Genomic DNA, 20,793 nt, shown 5'->3' on the forward strand with positions numbered 1-20,793 from the left:
CAAGTGGCCGGTCGGCGCTAGGCGTCCTCGAGCAGGTCCGGCGTGACAGCCGACTCAGTGTCGGGAATGCCGTCCTGCTTGGCCTTGCGATCGGCCATGGACAGCAACCGCCGAATGCGGCCCGCCACAGCGTCCTTCGTCATCGGCGGATCGGCGAGCCGGCCCAACTCCTCCAGCGACGCCTGCCGGTGCTCGACGCGCAGCTTGCCCGCGGCGGCGAGGTGGTCGGGCACCGTATCGCCGAGGATCTCCAGCGCCCGTTCCACGCGCGCTGCCGCGGCGACCGCCGCCCGTGCCGAGCGCCGCAGGTTGGCGTCGTCGAAGTTGGCCAGCCGGTTGGCGGTGGCCCGCACCTCGCGCCGCATCCTGCGCTCTTCCCATGTCAGCCGGGTGTCCTGCGCACCCATGCGCGTCAACAGCGCGCCGATGGCCTCGCCGTCACGCACCACCACCCGGTCGGTGCCGCGAACCTCGCGCGCTTTCGCGCTCACCCCCAACCTGCGGGCGGCGCCGACAAGTGCCAGCGCCGCCTCAGGACCCGGGCAGCTGACTTCCAACGCGGACGAGCGTCCCGGTTCGGTGAGCGATCCGTGTGCCAGAAATGCTCCGCGCCAGGCTGCTTCGGCATCGGCCACGCTGCCGCCGACCACTTGGGCCGGCAGCCCGCGCACGGGGCGGCCCCGCAGGTCGAGCAGACCGGTCTGCCTGGCCAACGCCTCACCGTCCTTCGCCACCCGCACCACGTACCGGGTGCTCTTGCGGATGCCGCTGGCCGATACGACGTGCACGGTGGCGTTGTAGCCGTACAGGTCGTAGATGTCCTTGCGCAGCCGCCGGGCGATGATGCCGAGATCGACCTCCGCCTCGACGACCACGCGTCCCGAAACGATGTGCAATCCGCCGGCGAACCGCAGCAGGGAGGCCACCTCGGCGCGCCGAGCACTGACCGAATTGACGATCAGCCGACTCAACTCATCCTTGACCTCGGCTGTCATCGCCACGGGTCGTCACCTCTCGGTCCATTCGCTGTCGACGTGGGCACTGCCGGCGCCGGAGCGGCGGCGCCCCGAAGACGCACACTCTCCAATGCCGCGGCCAAGCGCGCCGGGTCATGTAAAGGTGTACCAGGTCTGGACACCTCAGCAAACTGAACTTGAGCACGAAGGATGTTCGCGGTCCGACGCAGTTGCTCGCGCTCGCGTTCACTGGGCACCCTGCTGGCGTCGACGATGATCTCGTGCACGGTGAAGTCGGGCGCATGCTGCGCGAGCACGTGAATGTGTCGCTCGACAGAAAAGCCCGCCGTCTCCCCCGGTTCGGCCACCAGGTTGAGCACCAACGCCCGGCGCGCCGCAGTCGCCTGCAGCGCTGCCGCGAGCTCGGGAACCAGTACATGCGGGATCACACTCGTGAACCACGAGCCGGGGCCCAGCACCACCAGGTCCGCGGCCATGATCGCGTCGACGGCCTGTCGGGTGGCGGGCGGATCCCCCGGCAGCAGCCGCACGCGACGGACTTTGCCCACGGTGGTGGCGATCGCCACCTGGCCGCGAATCACCCGACTCATGCGAGGGTCAGATTCCAGACCCGCCACGTCGGCCTCGATGCCGAGCCCCATCGGGCACATCGGAAGCACGCGACCCTTCACGCCGAGGATGCGGCCCAGTTCGTCGAGTGCGGCGATCGGGTCGGCCAACACCTCGCTGAGGCCGGCGAGCAGCAGGTTGCCGATCGGATGCCCGGCCAGCGCCCCGCTGCCACCGAACCGGTGCTGAATAATCGTCGCCCACAGTCGGCCGTGCGGGCTGTCAGATGCCAAAGCGGCCAACGCCATTCGAAGATCACCCGGTGGCACGACATCCAGCTCGTTGCGCAGTCGCCCTGACGAGCCGCCGTCGTCGGCGACCGTGACGATGGCCGTCACGTGCGGCGTCAGCCTGCGCGCCGCCGACAGGGTCGCATAGAGCCCGTGCCCACCACCGAGCGCAACGATCCGCGCGCTCATTCGCGCCCCAGATCCCGGTGCAACACCCGCACCGTCAGGTCATCACCGCCCTGCAGCCGCGCCGCCAGTGCCTCGGCGATCGCCACGCTTCGATGTTTGCCGCCGGTGCATCCGATGGCGACGGTCATATATCGCTTCCCCTCGCGACGGTATCCGTCGATGACTACGTCGAGCAGCCGATGATAGGTCTCCAGGAAGTCGCCTGCACCCGGTTGCCCGAGAACATAGTCGCGGACCGCGGGATGCTGGCCGCTGTGCGGGCGCAGGTCGTCCACCCAGTGCGGGTTCGGCAGGAACCGGACGTCCATTACGGTGTCGGCATCCATCGGCAACCCGTACTTGTAGCCGAAGGACTCGACCGTGACGTTCGTGTGGGCGATGGTCTCGCCCCCGAAGGCGCGCTCGATGCTCTCGCGCAGCGCGGGCACGGAAAGCGTCGAGGTGTCGATCACCAGATCGGCCGACGCGCGGACGGGGGCCAACAGCGCACGCTCGGCCGCAATGCCTTCTGCCAGAGTCTGATTGCCCTGCAATGGGTGACTTCGGCGGTTCTGTTCGTAGCGGCGCACCAGGCTCTCGTCTGAAGCGTCCAGGAACACCACCCGCGGCGCGATGTTGCGGGTCGCGAGCTCGTTGCGCACCCAGTCCAGGTCTCCGGTGAACCCGCGCGAGCGCACGTCCATCACCACCGCCAGCTGGGTGATCCGTGATCCGGCCGCCAGCCCCAACTCGACCATCTGCGCGATCAGCTCCGGCGGGAGGTTGTCGGCGACGTACCACCCCAGGTCCTCGAGCACCTTGGCCGCGGTGCCCCTGCCCGCACCCGAGAGTCCGGTGACCAGAACCACGTCGATGCCGGAGTCGGCGCTCGCCTCGTCGCGAAGATCCTCGTGCATTCCCTGGTCCGTCATCCCGATACCTTGCTCTGATCATCGTCGATCGCCGACTCGGGCGCGTCGCTTTCGGGCGGTACGCCAAGCGCGTCGAGCACGGCACGGGCGGTGGCGACACCGATACCGGGTACCGCGGTGATCTCCGCGATCGACGCCTCCTTCAATCGGGCCACCGAGCCGAAGTGGGTGACCAGTGCTTTCCGGCGATGCTCACCGAGCCCTCGAACCGAGTCAAGCGCCGACGCGGTCATCCGCTTGGAACGCTTGCTGCGGTGATACGCGATCGCGAACCGGTGCGCCTCGTCACGTACGCGCTGCAGCAGGTACAGCCCTTCACTGTTGCGCGGCATGATCAGCGGATCGGGCTCCGACGGAACCCACACCTCCTCGAGACGCTTGGCCAAGCCGATCACCGCGACGTCGGTGATACCCAGTTCGTCGAGCACCGCTTGTGCGGCGTTGACCTGTGGCGCACCGCCATCGACGACGAACAGGTTCGGTGGGTAGGCGAACTTGCGCGACTTTCCTTCCGGTGCAAGCTCTGTGGGATGCTGGCTGTCGTGTAGGTGACGGTAGAACCGGCGCCTGGTCACCTCGGCGATGGAGGCGACGTCGTCTGAACGGCCGTCGCCCGCGGCCTCTCGGATCGCGTAGTGCCGGTAGTCGGACTTGCGCGGTAAACCGTCCTCGAAGACCACCAGGGAGGCCACCACATCGGTGCCCTGCACGTGGCTGATATCGACGCACTCGATGCGCAACGGCGCCTCGGCCAGCCCCAGAGCATCCTGAATACTCTGCAGCGCAGCGGTTCTCGCGGTGAAGTCACCGGCACGCCTGAGCTTGTGCTGAGCGAGCGCATCCTGGGCATTGCGGCGGACCGTCTCGGCGAGGGCGCGCTTGTCACCGCGCTGCGGCACGCGCAACGACACCCGAGAACCCCGCAGCTGGCCGAGCCAGGCGGCCAATTCGTCGGAGTTGCTCGGCAGGCACGGAACCAGCACCTGACGAGGCACGGGATTGGTCGCCTCGTCCCCGCCGCTGTCGCTGGCGTCGCCCAATTCGGCCTGATCGCCGTAGAACTGGGTCAGGAACTGTTCCACCAAACGTTCCTGGCTCGATTCTCCCGGCTCACCGGACTTTTCCACGATCCAACCGCGCTGGCCACGCACCCGGCCGCCGCGGACATGGAAAACCTGCACGGCCGCTTCGAGTTCGTCGTCGGCGAATGCCACCACGTCGGCATCGGTGCCGTCGCCGAACACCACCGCCTGTTTCTCCAGCGCCCGTTTCAGAGCGCCGATGTCGTCGCGCAGGCGCGCGGCCCTCTCGAAATCCAGTTCCTCGGCGGCCTCGTTCATCTGGTGTTCGAGGTCGCGGACCAACCGATCGGTCTTACCGGCGAGGAAGTCGCAGAAATCGACAACGATCTGGCGGTGCTCATCGGCGCTCACCCGACCGATACAGGGAGCCGAACACTTGTCGATATAGCCGAGCAGGCAGGGCCGATCGATTTGCCTGTGGCGCTTGAATACTCCGTTAGAGCATGTGCGCGCCGGGAACACCCGCGTCAGCAGGTCGAGAGTTTCGCGGATCGCCCACGCATGCGAATAGGGTCCGAAGTACCGGACGCCCTTTCGCCGGGCCCCGCGGTACACCATCAGCCGCGGATACTCCTCGTTGAGCGTGACCGCGAGCACCGGGTACGACTTGTCGTCTCGATACCTGATGTTGAATCGCGGGTCGAACTCCTTGATCCAGTTGTATTCGAGCTGCAGCGCCTCGACTTCGGTGTTGACCACCGTCCACTCGACGCTGCCCGCGGCCATCACCATCTGACGTGTGCGCGGCGCCAGGCTCGCGACGTCGGCGAAGTAGGAGTTCAGTCGGCTGCGCAGACTCTTCGCCTTGCCGACGTAGATCACCCTGCCGTGCGGGTCGCGGAATCGGTAGACGCCCGGTTCGACGGGAATCGACCCTGGGGCGGGTCGGTACGTCGAAGGATCAGGCACGCAATCCAGGTTACTGCCGCGTTCCGACCGCCCCGATCCACTACCGTCGGGTGATGCGGATCTCCTCGCTGACCAAGGTGATGGCCCCGCTGGCCGGGTTGATGCTGGTGCTCGCCGGCTGCTCGACGGACGACGGCAGCACCGAATCGGAGTCCGCGGGACCGTGCGCGATCGTCGAGAACGGCACCCCGGTGGTCAAGACCACCGCCGCACCCTCTCCCGGGTCGCCGCCGACGTCCCGCGATATCTCAACCAATCCCGAGGTGGCCACGGGTTACCGCACCGACATGACGCCGGTGCGAACCAGCAGCTTCTCGGTGGTCACCGCAAATCCGCTGGCCACGCAGGCCGCGTGCGAGGTGCTCCGCGACGGTGGCACCGCGGCGGACGCGCTCGTCACCGCGCAGGCCGTGCTCGGCCTCGTCGAGCCGCAGGCGTCGGGCCTCGGCGGCGGCGGCTTCCTGCTCTATTTCGATGCGGCCTCCGGTGAGGTCCAGGCCTACGACGGTCGCGAAATCGCGCCCGCTGCGGCCACGGAGAACTATCTGCGCTGGGTTTCCGAAACCGACCGGACGGAGCCCAAACCGGACGCCAGGGCCTCGGGGCGTTCGATCGGTGTGCCCGGCATCGTGCGGATGCTCACCGAGGTGCACGCCGATCACGGCAAGACGGGCTGGCGCGACCTGTTCGCTCCCGCAGTCCGGATGGCCGACGACGGCTTCGACATCAGCCCGAGGCTGGCCGCGGCCATCGATGACGCGGCGCCCGAGCTCAAGCTCGACCCCCAAGCGGCCGAATACTTCCTCAACGGCGACGGCAGCCCCAAGACGGAGGGCACCCGGCTGACCAACCCGGCGTATTCGAAGACGTTGGGCGTCATCGCCACCGACCCTCAGACGTTCTACACCGGCGCCATCGCCCGCGACATCGTCGCCGCAGCGGCCGACGCCTCCGGGGGCCGGACGCCAAGCCTGATGACCGTCGAAGACCTCGCCAACTACTCGGTCAAGGAACGCGAACCGCTGTGCAGGCCGTACCGCGGACGGGAGATCTGCGGGATGCCACCGCCGTCGTCAGGCGGCATCGCCGTGCTGGCGACGCTCGGCATTCTCGAACACTTCCCGATGGCCGATCACAAACCCAGCGACGTCGACCTCAACGGCGGCCGACCGTCGGTCATGGGCGTACACCTGATATCCGAGGCGGAACGACTGGCGTACGCCGACCGCGACAAGTACGTCGCCGACACCGATTTCGTGCCGCTGCCGGGCGGGTCACCCGACACGCTGCTCGGCAGTGACTACCTCGCCGGTCGGGCCGCGCTGATCTCCGAGCAGCACAGCATGGGCACCGCGAAACCCGGCGAGTTCGGTCCGCCGACCAGCCCCGCACCGCCCGTCCCCGAACACGGCACCAGCCAGGTCAGCATCGTCGACTCACAGGGCAACGCCGCGTCGTTGACCACCACGGTCGAGTCGGCGTTCGGCTCGTTCCACATGGTCGACGGGTTCCTCCTCAACAACCAGCTCACAGACTTCTCGGCCGAGCCGGCCGGCCCCGACGGGGCGCCGGTGGCGAACCGGGTCCAGCCCGGCAAGCGACCGCGCAGCACGATGGCGCCGACCCTGATCTTCGACCGGGCACAGGGCCGGGCCGGCGAGCGCGGACGCCTCTATGCGGTCCTGGGTTCGCCCGGCGGTGCGGTGATCATCCAGTTCGTAGCGAAAACCATTGTGGGAATGCTGGATTGGGGACTCGACCCGCAGCAGGCGGTGTCGATGGTCGACTTCGGCGCGGCGAACACTCCGAAGACCAATGTCGGCGGTGAGCATCCGATCATCGACACCTCCGATAACGGCGATCTCGATCCGCTCGTGCAGGGGTTGCGGGCACTCGGCCATCAGGTGGATCTGGCCGACCAGTCGAGCGGCCTGTCGGCGATCATCCGAGACAGCACAGGCCTCATCGGCGGGGCGGATCCGCGCAGGGAAGGGTTGGTCATGGGCGACACCCGATGACCGAATGTGTGGCCCGGCTCGGTGAATTCGACTGGCAGACGTTCGCTGCCATCCGGTTGAGGGCGCTGTCCGACTCGCTGGGTGAAAAGGATCCAAGCTACCGGGACGAGGCGGCCTTCACCGCAGCGCAGTGGCAGCGGCGGTTGCGCGACCATGCGCAGTTCGTCGCGCTCGACGGTGACCGTCCCGTCGGCATGATCGGGGCGCAGCAGGAGAACAACGAGACCGTGTATCTGTACTCGCTGTGGCTGGAACCCGCGGCACGGGGTCGGGGCCTGGCGCGGCAACTGGTCGCCGCGGCTCTCGAATGGGCGCGCACCAGCAATGTGCACACGGTCCGCTTACGGGTGGCGATCGACAACGCGGCGGCGCGTCAGGTGTACGAGAGCATCGGGTTCGCCGTCGCCGACGACCAAACCACCTCCGAGCGCGACGAACTCGCGATGTCGCTCAGCGTGAGTTGAGGCCCTTGTAACGCTCGAGGACGTCGCGGACGCGGTCCATCGCGTCGATGGCGCGGCCCTTGTCGACGGCCTGGATCGCCATGATCGGAATGTACTCGTCGTCGGGGAGGTCCACGCGCGCCCATCGCGCGCCCCTCGGGAAAGAGATGTCGACCACATCGGACCACGGAATCGTCTTGTCGTTGACGAGGTTCCGCACGCTCACACCGGCGGCGCCGACTCGCAGCCGGGGCCGGGCGAACATCAAGACCACCCCGGCGATGACGACGCCGAGCAGCGCGATCGCCACCTGGTCGGCGGTGCGAAAGATCACCCCGGTCGAGCTGATCTTCAACAATGCGCCTACCGTCACATGCGCGGCGAGGATCAGCGCTGCGGCAGCGTAAGCGAAATACGGTGCCAGGTGCGGGCGTATCTCGATATCCCAGTCGGTCATGAGCGCGAGCGAATGTCGCGCAACGTCAGCGCGGTCGACAACGCGGCCGCCGCCGCCTGCGCGCCTTTGTCCTCAGACGACGACGGGAGCCCGGCCCGGTCGAGGGCCTGCTGCTCGCTGTTGGTCGTCAGCACTCCGTTGGCCACCGGTGTCGACGCATCCAGCGACACCCGGGTCAAGCCCTGCGTCACCGCGTCACACACATAGTCGAAATGCGGTGTCTCCCCTCGGATCACCACGCCCAGCGCCACGACTGCGTCATGGTCGGCCGCCAGCGCCTGTGCCACAACGGGAATCTCGATTGCGCCCAGCACCCGCACCACCGTGGGATTCTCGATCCCTGCGCCCGCAGCCACTTTGAGTGCCCCGTCGAGCAATGCGTCGCAGATGGTCTCGTGCCAGGTGCTCGCCACGACGGCTAGCTTGAGCCCCGATCCGTCGATGTCTGGAAGATCGGGTACGCCTGTACCACTCACAGGGCTCCACCGAGATCTGTTGGGCGGCGGTCACCGAGCAGGTATACGCCCTCGTCGTAGTCGGCCATGGTGGTGGCCTCGTGATAGGCGTCCAGACCACTCAGGTCGTGGCCCATCCGGTCCCGCTTGGTCATCAGGTAGCGGATGTTCTCTTTGTTCGCCCGCACCGGTAGCGGCACGCGTTCGATGATGTGCAGCCCGTAACCGTCGAGCCCCACCCGCTTGGCGGGATTGTTGGTGAGCAGCCGCATCGACCGCACGCCCAGGTCGACGAGTATCTGCGCTCCGATGCCGTAGTCGCGGGCGTCGGCGGGCAGGCCGAGCTTGAGGTTGGCGTCGACGGTGTCGTCACCGGCGTCCTGTAGTTGATAGGCCTGCAGCTTGTGCATGAGCCCGATGCCGCGGCCTTCGTGGCCGCGCATGTACAGCACGATGCCGCGGCCTTCTCGGGCGACCATCGCCATGGCCGCGTCGAGTTGGGGTCCGCAGTCGCAGCGTCGAGAGCCGAACACGTCACCGGTGAGGCATTCGGAGTGCACACGCACCAATACGTCGTGGCCGTCGCTGGTCGGGCCTGCGATATCACCCTTGACCAGCGCGACATGCTCGACGTCGTCGTAGATGCTGGTGTAACCGACGGCGCGGAATTCGCCGTGGCGGGTCGGTATCCGGGCCTCGGCGATGCGCTCGATGTGCTTCTCGTGCTTGCGCCGCCACTCGATCAGGTCGGCGATCGAGATCAGCGCGAGGTCATGTTCGTCGGCGAAGATGCGCAGCTCGTCGGTCTGCGCCATCGAGCCTTCGTCTTTCTGGCTGACGATCTCGCAGATCGCACCGGCGGGCTGCAGCCCGGCGAGTCGCGCCAGGTCGACCGCGGCTTCGGTGTGGCCCGGACGGCGCAGCACGCCTCCGTCCTTCGCCCGCAGCGGCACGACGTGGCCCGGCTTCGTGAAATCGTCGGCGATGCTTGACGGATCCGCGAGCAACCGCATCGTTGTTGCCCGGTCGGCAGCCGAGATACCCGTTCCCACACCGTTCTTCGCGTCCACCGTGACGGTGTAGGCGGTGCCGTGCTTGTCCTGGTTCACCGCGTACATCGGCAGCAGACCCAGCTTGTCGCAGATGGCGCCATCCAGCGGGACGCAGAGGTAGCCGGAGGTGTACCGAACCATGAACGCAACAAGCTCCGGCGTCGCCTTTTCGGCGGCGAAGATGAGATCGCCCTCGTTCTCGCGATCCTCATCGTCGATCACGACGACGGCCTTGCCCGCGGCGATATCTGCCACCGCGCGCTCAACAGTGTCAAGCCTCGTCACCACATCAGTATGAACCACCGGGGTTCAAAACTTATTGCCAGGCCGCTGAGCTGGGCGTTTACTCCTGCTTTCGGCGTCGGCGGCACTCTGTGGAACCTCTGTGTATTTTCGGGATTGCTCCTTGGCCGAGTCGCCCGATGTCTACGCTACGTTTCCTGGTCACGCTCAAAGGGACTCATATGAATGCGTCACGATTCGCCGCTCCGAGGCTGCTCTTCGCCGCGTGCGGTGTGGCCGCCTCCGGTCTGTTCCTTGCCGTCGCACCGTCGGCGGCCGCCCAGCCGAGCGACATTGCTCCTCCGGGGCCGGGCCCCACCGCGTCCGACGTGATCCCGGCAATGGGAGTGCTCGAAGGAATGTGGCAGCAGTACGTGCCCCGAAATGCGGCCCCGCCCGACCAGATGGGCGCGGTCGACCGGTTCTTCAACGATTTCGTTCCGACCGCGACTCAGGTCAGCGACCTTTTCACCATCGTCCAGCAGTTTCGCGGGCCACTCGGCTACTAGACGCTGACGACCGCTGCTCCAAAGTGGCGGCGGCTCAATCGCTCTGCGGAGCGAGCAGCCGCTCGACATACTTGGCGATCACGTCCGCCTCGAGATTGACCAGCGTCCCGACTTCGGCGCGGCCAAGCGTCGTGAGATCGAGCGTCGTGGGAATCAACGACACCTCGAACCAGTCGTGTCCGAGCCCGGACACCGTCAGGGAGACGCCGTCGACGGTGATTGAGCCCTTTTCCACCACATACCGTGACAGCGCGGTCGGGAGCGCGATGCGCACCACCACCCAGCGGTCCGACGGTGGGCGGGCGATCACGTGACCGGTGCCGTCGACATGGCCCTGGACGATGTGCCCGCCGAGACGGCTGTTCACCGCAACCGCACGCTCGAGGTTGACGCGGCTGCCCGGCCCGAGACGGCCCAGGCTCGACCGATTCAACGTCTCCCCGATCACATCGGTGGTGAACGTCGCATCCGGGCCCACCTCGACGACGGTGAGACAGACGCCGTTCACCGCGATGGAGTCACCGTGGCGGGCGTCTGATGTGACGAGGGGCCCGCGGATGGCGAGCCGAGCGAAATCGCCGAGATCTTCCTTGCCGACGACCTCGCCGACCTCTTCGACGATTCCGGTGAACACCTCGCCAGACTATCGGGATCGCCCCTAGCGCCGTTGAAGGTGGAGGCCCCGCCAACCGCGGCCACGCAGCCGGACCCTCTACGATGCACTCATGCCCAAGCGCCCCTTGACGATCTTCGCCGCCCTCGTCGCCACCGTGGCTTTGCTGGCAGGTTGCTCCTCCAAGTCGGAAGAATCCGCGAAGGACCTTCCCGACGGCGCGACCCTGCTGCAGCAGTCCAGCGAAACCACCAAGAAGCAGACGAGCGTGCATCTGAAACTCCAGGTGCAGGGCACGATTGAGAAGCTGCCGATCGAATTGCTCGAGGGCGACCTGAGCAATGCGCCTACGTTCACCGCACAAGGCAAGGTCAACCTGTTGATGGGGGGCCAACGCCTGGAGGGCTTGGAGTTCGTGGTCTTCGACGGCGATCTCTACGCCACGTTGACCCCCGGGGGTCAATTGTCGAACTTCGGTCCTGCAGTCGATATCTACGACGCTTCGCTGATACTCAATCCTGAGACTGGTTTGGGCAACGTGCTGGACAACTTCTCCGACCCGAAGGCCGAGGGTCGCGAATCGGTCAACGGCGTGGAGACCATCCGTGTCACCGGGAACGTCAGCGCCGATGCGGTCAACAAGATCGCCCCGCAGCTCGACATGACCGGTCCAGCGCCGGCAACAGCCTGGATCGCCGAGGACGGCGACCATAAGTTGGCCCAGGTCAAGTTGCAGACCGACTCCGACAGCAGCGTCACTATGACGGTGACGGAATGGGGCAAACCAGTGACGGTCTCCAAGCCGCCGGCCGCCTAATGTCGATATCAACTCGAGCCGCGGGCACCGGATCCGTCCTGAGGGCGGGGTCGAATCGGCGAATCGCGATCAGCGCCGGCAGCCTCGCGGTGCTGCTCGGCGCGCTCGACACCTATGTCGTGGTCGCGATCATCACCGACATCATCATCGACATCGGAATCCCGATAAACCAGCTGCAGCGGGTGACCCCGATCATCACCTGCTACCTGCTCGGTTACATCGCCGCGATGCCGCTGTTGGGCCGGGCCTCGGACCGGTTCGGCCGCAAGTTCATCCTCCAGGTGAGCCTGGCCGGCTTCGCGGTCGGATCCGTCGTCACCGCGATGTCGAACGACCTGGTCCCCATGGTGATCGGCCGCACCATTCAGGGCGTCGCCAGCGGTGCGCTTCTGCCGGTCACGCTCGCGCTGGCCGCCGACCTGTGGGCCAGCCGTAACCGCGCCACAGTGCTCGGCGGGATCGGCGCCGCACAAGAGTTGGGCAGCGTGTTGGGACCGCTGTACGGCATCGCCGTGGTGGCGGTGCTGAACACGTGGCGCGACGTCTTCTGGATCAACCTGCCGTTGGCCGCCCTCGCGATGGTGCTGATCCACTTCAGTTTGCCTTCCCGCCTCAAGCCCGAGAACCCCGAACGGGTAGACGTCGTCGGCGGGGTGCTGCTTGCCGTCGCGCTGGGCCTGATCGTGATCGGGCTCTACAACCCGGCGCCCGACGGCCGCAAGATCCTGCCGAGTTACGGGCTTCCGGTGCTGTTGGCCGCACTGGTGGCCGTCGTGGCCTTCTTTGTCTGGGAGAGGTACTCACGCACACGCCTGATCGAACCCGCCGGCGTGCATTTCCGGCCGTTCCTGGCCGCGTTGGGCGCGTCCTTGTGCGCGGGCGCGGCGTTGATGGTGACTCTGGTCAACGTGGAACTGTTTGGGCAGGGTGTGCTCGGAAAGAACCAGACCGACGCCGTGCTCTTGCTGCTGCGCTTCCTGATCGCGCTGCCCATCGGCGCCGTGATCGGCGGGTGGGTCGCGACCCGCATCGGGGACCGCCTGGTGGCCTTCGTCGGTCTGCTGATCGCCGGAGGCGGTTACTACCTGATCTCAATGTGGGGCACCGACGTGCTGACCACCCACCACGACCTCGGGTTCGTCTCACTGCCGGTGCTCGACACCGACCTGGCGATCGCCGGCCTCGGCCTGGGCTTGGTGATCGGGCCGTTAACCTCGGCGACGCTACGCGTAGTGCCAGCCGCCCAGCACGGCATCGCGTCGGCGGCCGTGGTGGTGGCGCGGATGATCGGCATGCTCATCGGCCTGGCCGGTTTGACCGCATGGGGTCTGTACCGACTAAACCAGCACCTTCAGACCCTGCCATTCCCGCCGGCCAACACGCTTGCCGAACGACTGGCCGCCGAAGCGACCCGCTACCGAGAGGCCTACGTGCTGCAGTACGGCGACATCTTCCTCGTCACGGTCGTGGTCTGCGTCGTCGGCGCCCTGTTGGGCCTCCTCATCGGCGGCAAGCAGGAGCACGCCGACGAACCGGCGGAAGTGGTCGGGGAAACGGCCGCCGATCGCGTCGACGGCGCCTAGCAGCGCTCGAGGCCGGGGCGCAGCAGCAGCGGCTCGGCCGGCTTGACCGGCACGGCCTCCTCTGCGACAGCCTGGTCGGGCTGAACCCGGAAGGTGTCGCAGATCAACGCCTTGAGGGTCCGGGGGTGCATCGGGCGATAGCTGAGCCAGTCCTGCAGTGCAGTCATGGGTCGTCGTCCTTTGTTCGTGCTCACCAGCGCGCAAATCGTCGGTGAAAGCGCGATTACGGCGGGCCGTACGCGGCCCACTCTGGTACGAGTGTACCGACGTGAGCGCGCTGATTGACTCCTCGACACGCGGGGTATGCGTGGCATCACATCTAACCTCAACGGAGAAAGCTCATGGCAAGTTCACTGAATGGCAAGAAGATTGCGTTCCTGGTCGCTACCGAAGGTGTCGAGCAGGTCGAGCTGACCGAGCCGTGGAAGGCCGTCGAGCAGGCCGGGGGCACCCCTGAACTGGTGTCAACGGAGGTCGGCAAGATCCAGGCGTTCAACCACCTGACCCCCGCCGACACGTTCGAAGCCGAGAAGTCCGCCGATTCGGTGTCGGCGTCCGACTACGCCGCGTTGGTGCTGCCCGGCGGCGTGGCCAACCCGGACAACCTGCGCATAAACGCCGACGCGGTCGCGTTCGCAAAGAGCTTCTTCGACGAAGGCAAACCGGTCGCGGTCATCTGCCACGGACCGTGGACGCTCGTCGAGGCAGACGTGGTGCGCGGACGCACCATGACGTCGTGGCCCAGCGTGAAGACCGACCTGGTGAATGCCGGAGCCAATTGGGTGGATGACGAGGTCGTCGAATGCTCGCGTGGGCCAAACATTTTGGTGTCCAGCCGCAAACCCGATGACCTGCCGGCCTTCTGCAACACGTTGGTCAGCGCTTTCGCGAAGTAGCCGAAACCCCACGCGCCGAGGACCGTAGCCGGGGTAACGTCGCCGACATGCTCATCGCCGCGCTGCGCGACATGCAGTGGCGAAGGCGACGTTTCGCCATCGCGGTGTTGTCCACCGCGATCATTTTCGGGATGACGCTGGTGCTCACCGGTTTGGCCAACGGTTTCCAGACCGAGGCCGAAAGGACCGTCGACAGCCTCGGTGTCGACCAGTTCATCGTGAAGGCGGGTGCGTCGGGTCCGTTCGTGGGTGCCACACCGTTCGCGCCCGTGGAATTGCGCCGTATCGCTGCCGCTCCGGGCGTCGACTCCGCCGCTCCCCTGGCGTACGCCGGCGGCACGGCCACCCTCGACGGGGCGACGCGCAACGTCGACATCTTCGGCGCGCCCGAACGCGGACCGGGTATGCCGGCCGTGATCGAAGGGCGCGCGCCCACGACCCCCGACGAAGTCGCGGCGTCCACCACATTGGGTCGCGGCGTCGGCGATGAGGTCGAGATCGCCTCGCAGACGCTACGTATCGTCGGCCTGGTGGAGAACTCGACCGCATTGGCGAACCTGCCCAATGTGTTTCTCACCACAGAGGGCGCACAGCAGTTGGTGTACGGCGGTGAGCGTCTGGTCGCCTCCATCGGCGTGCGCGGTTCCCTTGAGCAGGTGCCGAACGGTTATCGGGCGGTCGACCGCACCGGAGCCATCGAGGATCTGCTGCGGCCGTTGAAGGTGGCCGTCAACTCCATCACGATCGTCGCGGTGCTGCTGTGGATCGTCGCCGCGCTGATCGTGGGTTCGGTCGTCTACCTGTCCGCGTTGGAACGGCTGCGGGACTTCGCTGTCTTCAAAGCGATTGGGGTGCCTACCCGTTCGGTGATGGCCGGTCTCGCCCTGCAGGCGGTGATCGTGGCGCTGCTGGCCGCGTTGGTCGGCGCCGGGCTGTCGCTGTTGCTCGGACCGCTGTTCCCCATGCAGGTGATCGTGCCCACAGAGGCCTTCGTCGCGCTGCCGGTGGTCGCGGTGGCGATCGGCCTCATCGCCAGCGCGGCGGGGTTACGTCGCGCCGTGTCAGTCGATCCCGCACTGGCCTTCGGGGGGCCGTGAGCCCATGGGCGATCTGTCGATCCAGAATCTCGTCGTCGAGTACACCAGCGGCGGGCACGCCGTGCGCCCGATCGACGGCATGAACCTCGACGTCGCGGCCGGCTCACTGGTGATTCTGATGGGCCCCAGCGGATGCGGGAAGACAACGCTGTTGTCGTGCCTCGGCGGGATCTTGCAACCCACTTCCGGTGCGATCAAATTCGGCGACGTCGAGGTGACCTCGCTCGGAGCCAACGAACTCGCGACATACCGGCGCGAGACGGTCGGATTCGTGTTCCAGGCCTTTAACCTGGTGCCCAGCCTCACCGCGGTCGAGAACGTGATGGTGCCGCTGCGCGCAAACGGCATGTCGCGCCGGGCTTCCCGGAAGCGGGCCGAACAGCTGCTGGCGCGGGTAGGGCTGCAGGACCGTCTCGAGCACCGGCCAGGCGACCTCAGCGGCGGGCAGCAGCAGCGGGTGGCGGTGGCCCGGGCGATCGCACTGGATCCCCCGCTGATCCTCGCCGACGAGCCCACGGCGCATCTGGACTTCATTCAGGTCGAAGAGGTTCTGAAGCTGATCCGCGAGCTTGCCTCCGACAACCGGATGGTGGTCGTCGCGACACATGACAGCCGGATCCTGCCGCTGGCGGATCGGGTCGTCGAGATGGTGCCGAACTTCGCCTCCACCGACCGCCCACCGGAGACCGTAGAGCTAGAAGCCGGTCAGGTGCTGTTCGAGCAGGGCACCATGGGTGACCAGATCTACATCGTTGACGACGGCGAGATCGAAATCATCCGCGAACTGGCCGGCGGCGGTGAGGAATTGCTGAAGTTGGCGATCGAAGGCGACTACTTCGGCGAGATCGGGCCGCTGTTCCATCTGCCCCGGTCAGCGACGGCCAGGGCGCGCACCGACGCGACCGTGGTGGGCTACACGGTGCAGGCTTTCCGAAAACGGTTGGGGATGGCCGGAGTCCGCGACCTCATCGAGCACCGCCCGCTGAGCGGCGAATTGGACGAGGGCGCGCCGGAAACCGAGGACGCGGCTACCCAGGAATGAGGCTCAGCAGCACGTCGGGGCCGATGGGGTCGATCTGATCGAAGCGCCACCGCTGGGCGTGCGCGATGCTCAGCACACCGACATCATCGACTGCGGTAATCGGGCCACCGAGGAGGATCGGTGCGACGTAGGCCAGGATCCGGTTGATGACGCCGGCGCGCAAGAACGCGCCCGCCAACGTCGGACCACCTTCGAGCAGCACATCGGTGCGATCGGACAGCGCCTTGATCACTTCGTGGGGATCGCGGGTACGGATCACCATGGTGCGCGAGTCGTCGTTGAGAACCCTTGCCTCTTGCGAGATCTCGCGCTCTCCGACGACGACCCGCAGCGGCTGACGGTCGGCGAGGGTGCCGTCGGGGAGACGCGCCGTCAGTGCCGGATCGTCGACGAACACGGTGCCGGTGCCGACCACGATCGCGTCGGCGACGGCGCGCCTGCGGTGCACATCCGCGCGGGCGGCTTCGCTGGTGATCCACTGGCTGCTGCCGTCGGCCGCCGCGCTGCGACCGTCCACGCTGGTCGCGAATTTCCATGTCACATGCGGTGACCCGGTGCGCTGTTTGTGCAGCCACTCGCGCAACGGGCCGCCTGCCACTGCGTCGGAGAGCACACCCGCAGTCACGGCCACCCCCTCCTCGGCGAGCCGCGCTGCCCCACCCGCCGCGATCGGGTTCGGGTCCGCTACCGCATACGCAACCGCCGAAACACCAGCGGCAACAAGCGCATCCACGCAGGGCGGGGTGCGGCCGTAGTGATTGCACGGTTCGAGCGCCACGACGGCGGTGCCTCCGGCGGCGCGCTCGCCCGCCCTACGCAAGGCGACTACCTCGGCGTGCGGCCCGCCGGGAGGCTCCGTGGCCCCCACACCGGCCACCTCGCCGTCGCGGTCCAGAATGACCGCTCCGACCGGCGGATTGGGATAGGTTGTGCCCTTGACCTTCTCGGCTTGCTGGAGCGCCAGCCGCATCGCGGCCTCGAGATTCATGCCCGCAGATGCTTGGAGGCAGCGGCGGCCTGCCTGCGCAACGACTCCACCGCCGCGGCGGGGTACTCTGCGCTGTAGACGGCCGAGCCCGCGACGAAGCAGTCCACCCCCGCCTCGGCCGCCTGCTCGATGGTGTCGGCGTTGATGCCGCCGTCGATCTCGACGACGATCGTCAACTCGCCCGCGTCCACGAGGCGCCGGGCCGTACCGACTTTCACCAGCACTTCCGGGATGAACTTCTGGCCGCCAAATCCCGGCTCCACCGACATGATCAGCAGCGTGTCGAACTCGGGAAGGATCTCCAGGTACGGCTCCAGCGGGGTGCCCGGCTTGACCGACAGCCCCGCTCTGGCGCCCGCGGCGCGGATGTCGCGGGCGACGCCGACCGGGTTGTCGGTGGCCTCGGCGTGGAACGTGACGTTGTAGGCGCCCGCTTCGGCGTACGGCGGCGCCCACCGCTCGGGGTTCTCGATCATCAGGTGGCAGTCCATCGGGATGTCGGTCACCTTCAGCAGCGACTCGACGACGGGCTGACCGATGGTCAGGTTCGGCACGAAGTGGTTGTCCATCACATCGACGTGCAGCCAGTCCGCACCGCGCACGGCCTCGGCTTCGTCGGCGAGCCTGGCGAAGTCGGCCGCAAGGATCGACGGCGCGATCAGGGGTCCTGCCATGGGCCTACCCTACTTTGAGCGCGGCGGCGAACATCGCATCGGTGCCGTGGCGGTGCGGCCACAACTGGACATAGGGCCCAGCTCCGAGGTTGTCCGCGGGCGCGAACAGCGGCCGGGTGTCCAGCGCCGTCACGGGGTGTCGGCGCAACGCATCGGAGACGACGCCCACGGTCTCGGCCAGGTGCGGCGAACAGGTGGCGTAGAGCACCACGCCGCCCGGCCGCGTCAGCCGGATCGCCGACGCCAGGAGTTCACGTTGCAGTTTCGCCAGCGACGGCACGTCACCGGGCCTTCGCCGCCACCGTGCCTCGGGCCTGCGCCGCAGCGCACCGAGGCCCGTGCAGGGGGCGTCCACGAGCACCCGGTCGAAGCCGGGTTCCACGCCGGGCTCGCGACCGTCGACGCGCAGCACGTCCACGGGAAGGCCGCGGGTGTTCTGTTCGACGAGATCGGCGCGCGCGGGCGCGGGCTCCACCGCGGTGACCCGTGCGCCGTCGGGCGCCAACGCGGCGAGCATGGCCGTCTTCCCGCCGGGGCCCGAGCACAGATCCAGCCAGCGTCCGCCGTCGGCGCCGTCGATCTCGGCCAGGGTCAGCGCCCGCGCGACGAGTTGGCTGCCCTCGTCCTGCACCAGCGCATTGCCGTCGCGCACCGCCTGCAACCGGCCCGGGTCACCGCCGGTGAGGTATACCGCGTGGGGCGAATACCGGCCGACCGTGCCGTCGACCTGCGTGGCCAGTTCCTGCGCACTCAACGCCCCTGGGCGCACGGCGAGGTGCACGGCGGGCCGAGCGTCGTCGGCGGCGAGCAGCGCATCGAGTTCACCAGCGTCGGGGCCCAGCGCATCGGCGAACGCTTGCGCGACCCACCGGGGGTGCGCATGCACGAACGCCGAATGACCGATCGGGTCGGTCGCCGCGTCCGGGGCCAGTTCCCCGACCCAGGACTGTTCGTCGCGCGAGGCGATGGTGCGCAACACGCCGTTGACGAAACCGGCACGTGCCGAATCGAACTCGATGCCGGCCTGCTCCACGGTGGTGGACACCGCGGCGTGTTGCTCGACCCGCGTGCGCAGCAGCTGATAGGCGCCGAGCCGCAGAAGGTCCAGCAGGACGGGGTCGATCCTGTCGGTCGCGCGGCCCGCGGCGTGGCTGATGACCGCGTCCAACAGTCCTTTGGTCCGGCAGGCGCCGTACGCGAGTTCGGTGGCGAAGGCCGCGTCACGGCCGCTGATGCCGCGTTCCCGCAACAACGCCGGCAGGGCGAGGTTTGCGTAGGCGTCTTTCTCCGAGACGGCACGCAACACGTCGAACGCGACCCGGCGAGCCGGGTCCAGAGGCTTGCGCCGTTGCGGACGGTTGCTGCGCGGCTTGCTCATTCGGCTGTCATTCGGCTCGTGCCGAATCGTCGAGGCGGGCGCCGCGGGCCCAGTCGGCCGCGTTCATGAGCTTCTTGCCCGGTGGCTGAATCTGTCCGAGCAGCGCAGGGTGCGACGCGGTGCCGACGCGCACGCCATCGCGGCCGACGCGGATAGCGCCCGGCGCCAGGGCCTGCGAGGCCTCGTCGACGGTGACGGGAGCGACTTTGACGCGAAGGTCGCCGATCATCGTCCAGGCGCCGGGATTCGGTGTGACGGCGCGGATCCGCCGCTCGACGACATGGGCGGGCAGATCCCACCGCACGCGCGCCTCGTCGACGGTGATCTTCGGGGCGATGGTCACTCCCTCCGAGGGCTGCGGTACCGCCGTCAGCGTGCCGTCGGCGATTCCGTCGAGCGTGCGATCGAGCAGCTCCGCACCCGAAACCGACAGTCGCTCAAGGAGATCGCCTGCCGTGTCCGTCGGTCGGATGGTTTCGGTGACGACACCGTAGACGGGACCGGAGTCGAGGGCAGGTTCGATGAGGAACGTGGTCGCGCCGGTTACGGTGTCCCCCGCCGCGATCGCCGCTTGCACCGGCGCTGCTCCACGCCACGCCGGCAGCACCGAGAAGTGCAGGTTCACCCAGCCGTATTCGGGCACGGCGAGCAGCCGCTCGCTGAGCAGGGCGCCGTAGGCGACCACCGCGCAGCATTGCGGTGCCAGTTCGGTCAGTTCGGCGATGAACTCGTCGGAGTTGGGCTTCGAGGGCCGCAGCAGCGGGATGTCGTGCTCGAGCGCCAGCCTCGCGACCGGCGACGGTGAAGGCTTGCCGCGCCGACCCGATGCCGCATCGGGGCGGGTCAGCACCGCGACAACGTCGTGACGTGGCGATTCGATGAGACGGCGCAGCGCAGGCAGGGCGGGTTCCGGGGTGCCGGCGAAGACGATGCGCACCGCGTCAGTCTAGAGACGGCGGCGGTGACGACGTCCGGGTGCTCAGCGCGGGGTCTGGTAGTACTCGCGTTCGGACACGCCGGTCATCGGTGCGACGAACATCCACGGGATCGTGGTGATCAACCGGTTCAGTGTCGCGACCGAGTCGTTGTAGTACTGGCGCGCGAACGCGAGTTTGTTCTCGCTGTCGGTGAGGTTCTCCTGCAGATTGAGAAAGTTGTTCGACGAGTTCAGCTGCGGGTAGTCCTGGCCAAGCGCCAACAGCGGGGCCAGCGCGGTGTCGAGTTGCTTTTCGGCGGCGCTTCGTTGGGCCACCGACGTGCCGGTGGTGGCGGAGGTCAGCGCGACGCGCGCGTTGGTGACGTGGTCGAGGATGCCCTTCTCGTGCGCGGCGAAGGTCTGCACGGTGTGCACGAGGCTCGGGATCAGCGACGCGCGACGCGTGAGTTCGACGTCGATACCGCTCAGCGCCTCGGCAACGCGTACGTCGGCCGAGCGCAGTTTGTTGTAGCCGACGACGAAGACGATGAACGCCAGCACCGCCAGCACCAGTGCGATCGTCAGTAGCAGCGTCACCTGAGCTCGAACAACGCGGTTATCGACACCGGCCCCCGCGCCGGGTGTTCCGTCAGTACTGCGCGATGA

Annotated in this window: 22 protein-coding genes; 8 read left to right on the forward strand and 14 right to left on the reverse strand. The window is 67.5% G+C overall.

The window, feature by feature from the left end; genetic code table 11:
- Positions 1-17: 17 nt before the first annotated feature.
- Genes whiA through uvrC form a run of 4 tightly spaced genes read right to left on the reverse strand, consistent with a single transcriptional unit; the run spans position 18 to position 4,907 of the window.
- Positions 18-995, reverse strand: coding sequence for a DNA-binding protein WhiA (gene whiA / locus A5790_RS07355; protein WP_094286752.1), 978 nt, complete (start codon positions 993-995; stop codon positions 18-20).
- Positions 992-2,005: a uridine diphosphate-N-acetylglucosamine-binding protein YvcK gene (gene yvcK, locus A5790_RS07360; protein WP_066842311.1), complete on the reverse strand. Its 1,014-nt coding sequence runs from the start codon at positions 2,003-2,005 to the stop codon at positions 992-994. Before yvcK ends, whiA begins: the two co-directional genes overlap by 4 nt.
- Positions 2,002-2,901, reverse strand: a complete 900-nt coding sequence (gene rapZ / locus A5790_RS07365; protein WP_197506180.1) for an RNase adapter RapZ — start codon at positions 2,899-2,901, stop codon at positions 2,002-2,004. The genes yvcK and rapZ overlap by 4 nt, the downstream gene beginning before the upstream one ends.
- Positions 2,902-2,912: 11 nt before the next feature.
- On the reverse strand, positions 2,913-4,907 hold the full coding sequence (gene uvrC, locus A5790_RS07370) for an excinuclease ABC subunit UvrC (RefSeq protein ID WP_066842314.1): 1,995 nt from the start codon (positions 4,905-4,907) through the stop codon (positions 2,913-2,915).
- A gap of 53 nt (positions 4,908-4,960) precedes the next feature.
- On the opposite strand from uvrC, the gene A5790_RS07375 reads away from it, so the two are divergent.
- On the forward strand, positions 4,961-6,925 hold the full coding sequence (locus A5790_RS07375; RefSeq protein WP_369829775.1) for a gamma-glutamyltransferase family protein: 1,965 nt from the start codon (positions 4,961-4,963) through the stop codon (positions 6,923-6,925).
- Positions 6,922-7,389 carry a GNAT family N-acetyltransferase gene (locus A5790_RS07380; protein WP_066842316.1) on the forward strand — a complete coding sequence of 156 codons (468 nt, stop codon included), beginning with the start codon at positions 6,922-6,924 and terminating at the stop codon, positions 7,387-7,389. Before A5790_RS07375 ends, A5790_RS07380 begins: the two co-directional genes overlap by 4 nt.
- On the opposite strand, the gene A5790_RS07385 is transcribed toward A5790_RS07380, so the two are convergent.
- From A5790_RS07385 to A5790_RS07395, 3 genes are read right to left on the reverse strand one after another with little or no spacing between them, the layout of a single operon-like run.
- Entirely contained in the window at positions 7,376-7,825 is a 450-nt protein-coding gene (locus tag A5790_RS07385) for a PH domain-containing protein (RefSeq protein ID WP_066842318.1), read from the reverse strand. The two genes, A5790_RS07380 and A5790_RS07385, sit on opposite strands and share 14 nt — an antisense overlap.
- Positions 7,822-8,301, reverse strand: coding sequence for a 6,7-dimethyl-8-ribityllumazine synthase (gene ribH / locus A5790_RS07390; RefSeq protein ID WP_066842320.1), 480 nt, complete (start codon positions 8,299-8,301; stop codon positions 7,822-7,824). Before ribH ends, A5790_RS07385 begins: the two co-directional genes overlap by 4 nt.
- Positions 8,298-9,617, reverse strand: coding sequence for a bifunctional 3,4-dihydroxy-2-butanone-4-phosphate synthase/GTP cyclohydrolase II (locus A5790_RS07395; protein WP_064395633.1), 1,320 nt, complete (start codon positions 9,615-9,617; stop codon positions 8,298-8,300). Before A5790_RS07395 ends, ribH begins: the two co-directional genes overlap by 4 nt.
- A 179-nt stretch (positions 9,618-9,796) precedes the next feature.
- Between A5790_RS07395 and A5790_RS07400 the strand changes: the two genes are divergently transcribed.
- Positions 9,797-10,123, forward strand: coding sequence for a hypothetical protein (locus A5790_RS07400; RefSeq protein WP_066842322.1), 327 nt, complete (start codon positions 9,797-9,799; stop codon positions 10,121-10,123).
- A 34-nt stretch (positions 10,124-10,157) separates the two neighbouring features.
- Here the strand turns inward: A5790_RS07400 and A5790_RS07405 are convergent, their stop codons facing one another.
- The gene (locus A5790_RS07405) at positions 10,158-10,757 is read right to left on the reverse strand and encodes a riboflavin synthase (protein WP_066842324.1); all 600 of its coding nucleotides are present in this window, start codon (positions 10,755-10,757) and stop codon (positions 10,158-10,160) included.
- Positions 10,758-10,848: 91 nt separating this feature from the next.
- Between A5790_RS07405 and A5790_RS07410 the strand changes: the two genes are divergently transcribed.
- Positions 10,849-11,553, forward strand: a complete 705-nt coding sequence (locus tag A5790_RS07410; RefSeq protein ID WP_066842326.1) for an LppX_LprAFG lipoprotein — start codon at positions 10,849-10,851, stop codon at positions 11,551-11,553.
- Positions 11,553-13,136 (forward strand): MFS transporter, encoded by a 1,584-nt coding sequence (locus A5790_RS07415; RefSeq protein ID WP_066842328.1) that lies wholly within the window; start codon positions 11,553-11,555, stop codon positions 13,134-13,136. Before A5790_RS07410 ends, A5790_RS07415 begins: the two co-directional genes overlap by 1 nt.
- Here A5790_RS07415 and A5790_RS25960 read toward each other — a convergent pair.
- Complete coding sequence (locus A5790_RS25960) at positions 13,133-13,303, reverse strand: hypothetical protein (protein WP_197696728.1); 171 nt, start codon at positions 13,301-13,303, stop codon at positions 13,133-13,135. The genes A5790_RS07415 and A5790_RS25960 overlap by 4 nt on opposite strands.
- 174 nt (positions 13,304-13,477) lie before the next feature.
- Here A5790_RS25960 and A5790_RS07420 point away from each other — a divergent pair, with 174 nt between their 5' ends.
- From A5790_RS07420 to A5790_RS07430, 3 genes are read left to right on the forward strand one after another with little or no spacing between them, the layout of a single operon-like run.
- Positions 13,478-14,032, forward strand: a complete 555-nt coding sequence (locus A5790_RS07420; RefSeq protein WP_197696729.1) for a type 1 glutamine amidotransferase domain-containing protein — start codon at positions 13,478-13,480, stop codon at positions 14,030-14,032.
- Positions 14,033-14,079: 47 nt separating this feature from the next.
- Entirely contained in the window at positions 14,080-15,129 is a 1,050-nt protein-coding gene (locus A5790_RS07425; protein WP_066842329.1) for an ABC transporter permease, read from the forward strand.
- Positions 15,130-15,133: 4 nt separating this feature from the next.
- Positions 15,134-16,171 carry an ATP-binding cassette domain-containing protein gene (locus tag A5790_RS07430; RefSeq protein ID WP_066842331.1) on the forward strand — a complete coding sequence of 346 codons (1,038 nt, stop codon included), beginning with the start codon at positions 15,134-15,136 and terminating at the stop codon, positions 16,169-16,171.
- On the opposite strand, the gene ribD is transcribed toward A5790_RS07430, so the two are convergent.
- Genes ribD through A5790_RS07455 form a run of 5 tightly spaced genes read right to left on the reverse strand, consistent with a single transcriptional unit; the run spans position 16,158 to position 20,724 of the window.
- Positions 16,158-17,159 carry a bifunctional diaminohydroxyphosphoribosylaminopyrimidine deaminase/5-amino-6-(5-phosphoribosylamino)uracil reductase RibD gene (gene ribD / locus A5790_RS07435; protein ID WP_066842333.1) on the reverse strand — a complete coding sequence of 334 codons (1,002 nt, stop codon included), beginning with the start codon at positions 17,157-17,159 and terminating at the stop codon, positions 16,158-16,160. The two genes, A5790_RS07430 and ribD, sit on opposite strands and share 14 nt — an antisense overlap.
- Positions 17,156-17,833, reverse strand: a complete 678-nt coding sequence (rpe, locus tag A5790_RS07440; RefSeq protein ID WP_066842335.1) for a ribulose-phosphate 3-epimerase — start codon at positions 17,831-17,833, stop codon at positions 17,156-17,158. Before rpe ends, ribD begins: the two co-directional genes overlap by 4 nt.
- 4 nt (positions 17,834-17,837) lie before the next feature.
- On the reverse strand, positions 17,838-19,211 hold the full coding sequence (locus A5790_RS07445) for an RsmB/NOP family class I SAM-dependent RNA methyltransferase (protein WP_066842337.1): 1,374 nt from the start codon (positions 19,209-19,211) through the stop codon (positions 17,838-17,840).
- A gap of 7 nt (positions 19,212-19,218) precedes the next feature.
- Positions 19,219-20,148, reverse strand: a complete 930-nt coding sequence (gene fmt, locus A5790_RS07450) for a methionyl-tRNA formyltransferase (protein ID WP_066842339.1) — start codon at positions 20,146-20,148, stop codon at positions 19,219-19,221.
- Between the two features lie 42 nt (positions 20,149-20,190).
- Positions 20,191-20,724 (reverse strand): LemA family protein, encoded by a 534-nt coding sequence (locus A5790_RS07455; protein WP_066842341.1) that lies wholly within the window; start codon positions 20,722-20,724, stop codon positions 20,191-20,193.
- Positions 20,725-20,793 lie beyond the last annotated feature (69 nt).

Origin of the sequence: Mycobacterium sp. 852002-51152_SCH6134967 (assembly GCF_001667105.1) — a bacterium.
In the GTDB taxonomy this organism is placed as follows: domain Bacteria; phylum Actinomycetota; class Actinomycetes; order Mycobacteriales; family Mycobacteriaceae; genus Mycobacterium; species Mycobacterium neumannii_A.

What these genes read in the sequence shown, in the direction of transcription:
- A5790_RS07425 (WP_066842329.1), top strand. Translation starts at nt 14,080, where the DNA reads ATGCTCATCGCCGCGCTGCGCGACATGCAGTGGCGAAGGCGACGTTTC.
- A5790_RS07380 (WP_066842316.1), top strand. Translation starts at nt 6,922, where the DNA reads ATGACCGAATGTGTGGCCCGGCTCGGTGAATTCGACTGGCAGACGTTC.
- A5790_RS07375 (WP_369829775.1), top strand. Translation starts at nt 4,961, where the DNA reads ATGCGGATCTCCTCGCTGACCAAGGTGATGGCCCCGCTGGCCGGGTTG.
- A5790_RS07400 (WP_066842322.1), top strand. Translation starts at nt 9,797, where the DNA reads ATGAATGCGTCACGATTCGCCGCTCCGAGGCTGCTCTTCGCCGCGTGC.
- rapZ (WP_197506180.1), bottom strand. Translation starts at nt 2,901, where the DNA reads ATGCACGAGGATCTTCGCGACGAGGCGAGCGCCGACTCCGGCATCGAC.
- ribD (WP_066842333.1), bottom strand. Translation starts at nt 17,159, where the DNA reads ATGAATCTCGAGGCCGCGATGCGGCTGGCGCTCCAGCAAGCCGAGAAG.
- A5790_RS07410 (WP_066842326.1), top strand. Translation starts at nt 10,849, where the DNA reads ATGCCCAAGCGCCCCTTGACGATCTTCGCCGCCCTCGTCGCCACCGTG.
- yvcK (WP_066842311.1), bottom strand. Translation starts at nt 2,005, where the DNA reads ATGAGCGCGCGGATCGTTGCGCTCGGTGGTGGGCACGGGCTCTATGCG.
- A5790_RS25960 (WP_197696728.1), bottom strand. Translation starts at nt 13,303, where the DNA reads ATGACTGCACTGCAGGACTGGCTCAGCTATCGCCCGATGCACCCCCGG.
- A5790_RS07445 (WP_066842337.1), bottom strand. Translation starts at nt 19,211, where the DNA reads ATGAGCAAGCCGCGCAGCAACCGTCCGCAACGGCGCAAGCCTCTGGAC.
- A5790_RS07420 (WP_197696729.1), top strand. Translation starts at nt 13,478, where the DNA reads ATGGCAAGTTCACTGAATGGCAAGAAGATTGCGTTCCTGGTCGCTACC.
- rpe (WP_066842335.1), bottom strand. Translation starts at nt 17,833, where the DNA reads ATGGCAGGACCCCTGATCGCGCCGTCGATCCTTGCGGCCGACTTCGCC.
- A5790_RS07415 (WP_066842328.1), top strand. Translation starts at nt 11,553, where the DNA reads ATGTCGATATCAACTCGAGCCGCGGGCACCGGATCCGTCCTGAGGGCG.
- A5790_RS07385 (WP_066842318.1), bottom strand. Translation starts at nt 7,825, where the DNA reads ATGACCGACTGGGATATCGAGATACGCCCGCACCTGGCACCGTATTTC.
- whiA (WP_094286752.1), bottom strand. Translation starts at nt 995, where the DNA reads ATGACAGCCGAGGTCAAGGATGAGTTGAGTCGGCTGATCGTCAATTCG.
- A5790_RS07430 (WP_066842331.1), top strand. Translation starts at nt 15,134, where the DNA reads ATGGGCGATCTGTCGATCCAGAATCTCGTCGTCGAGTACACCAGCGGC.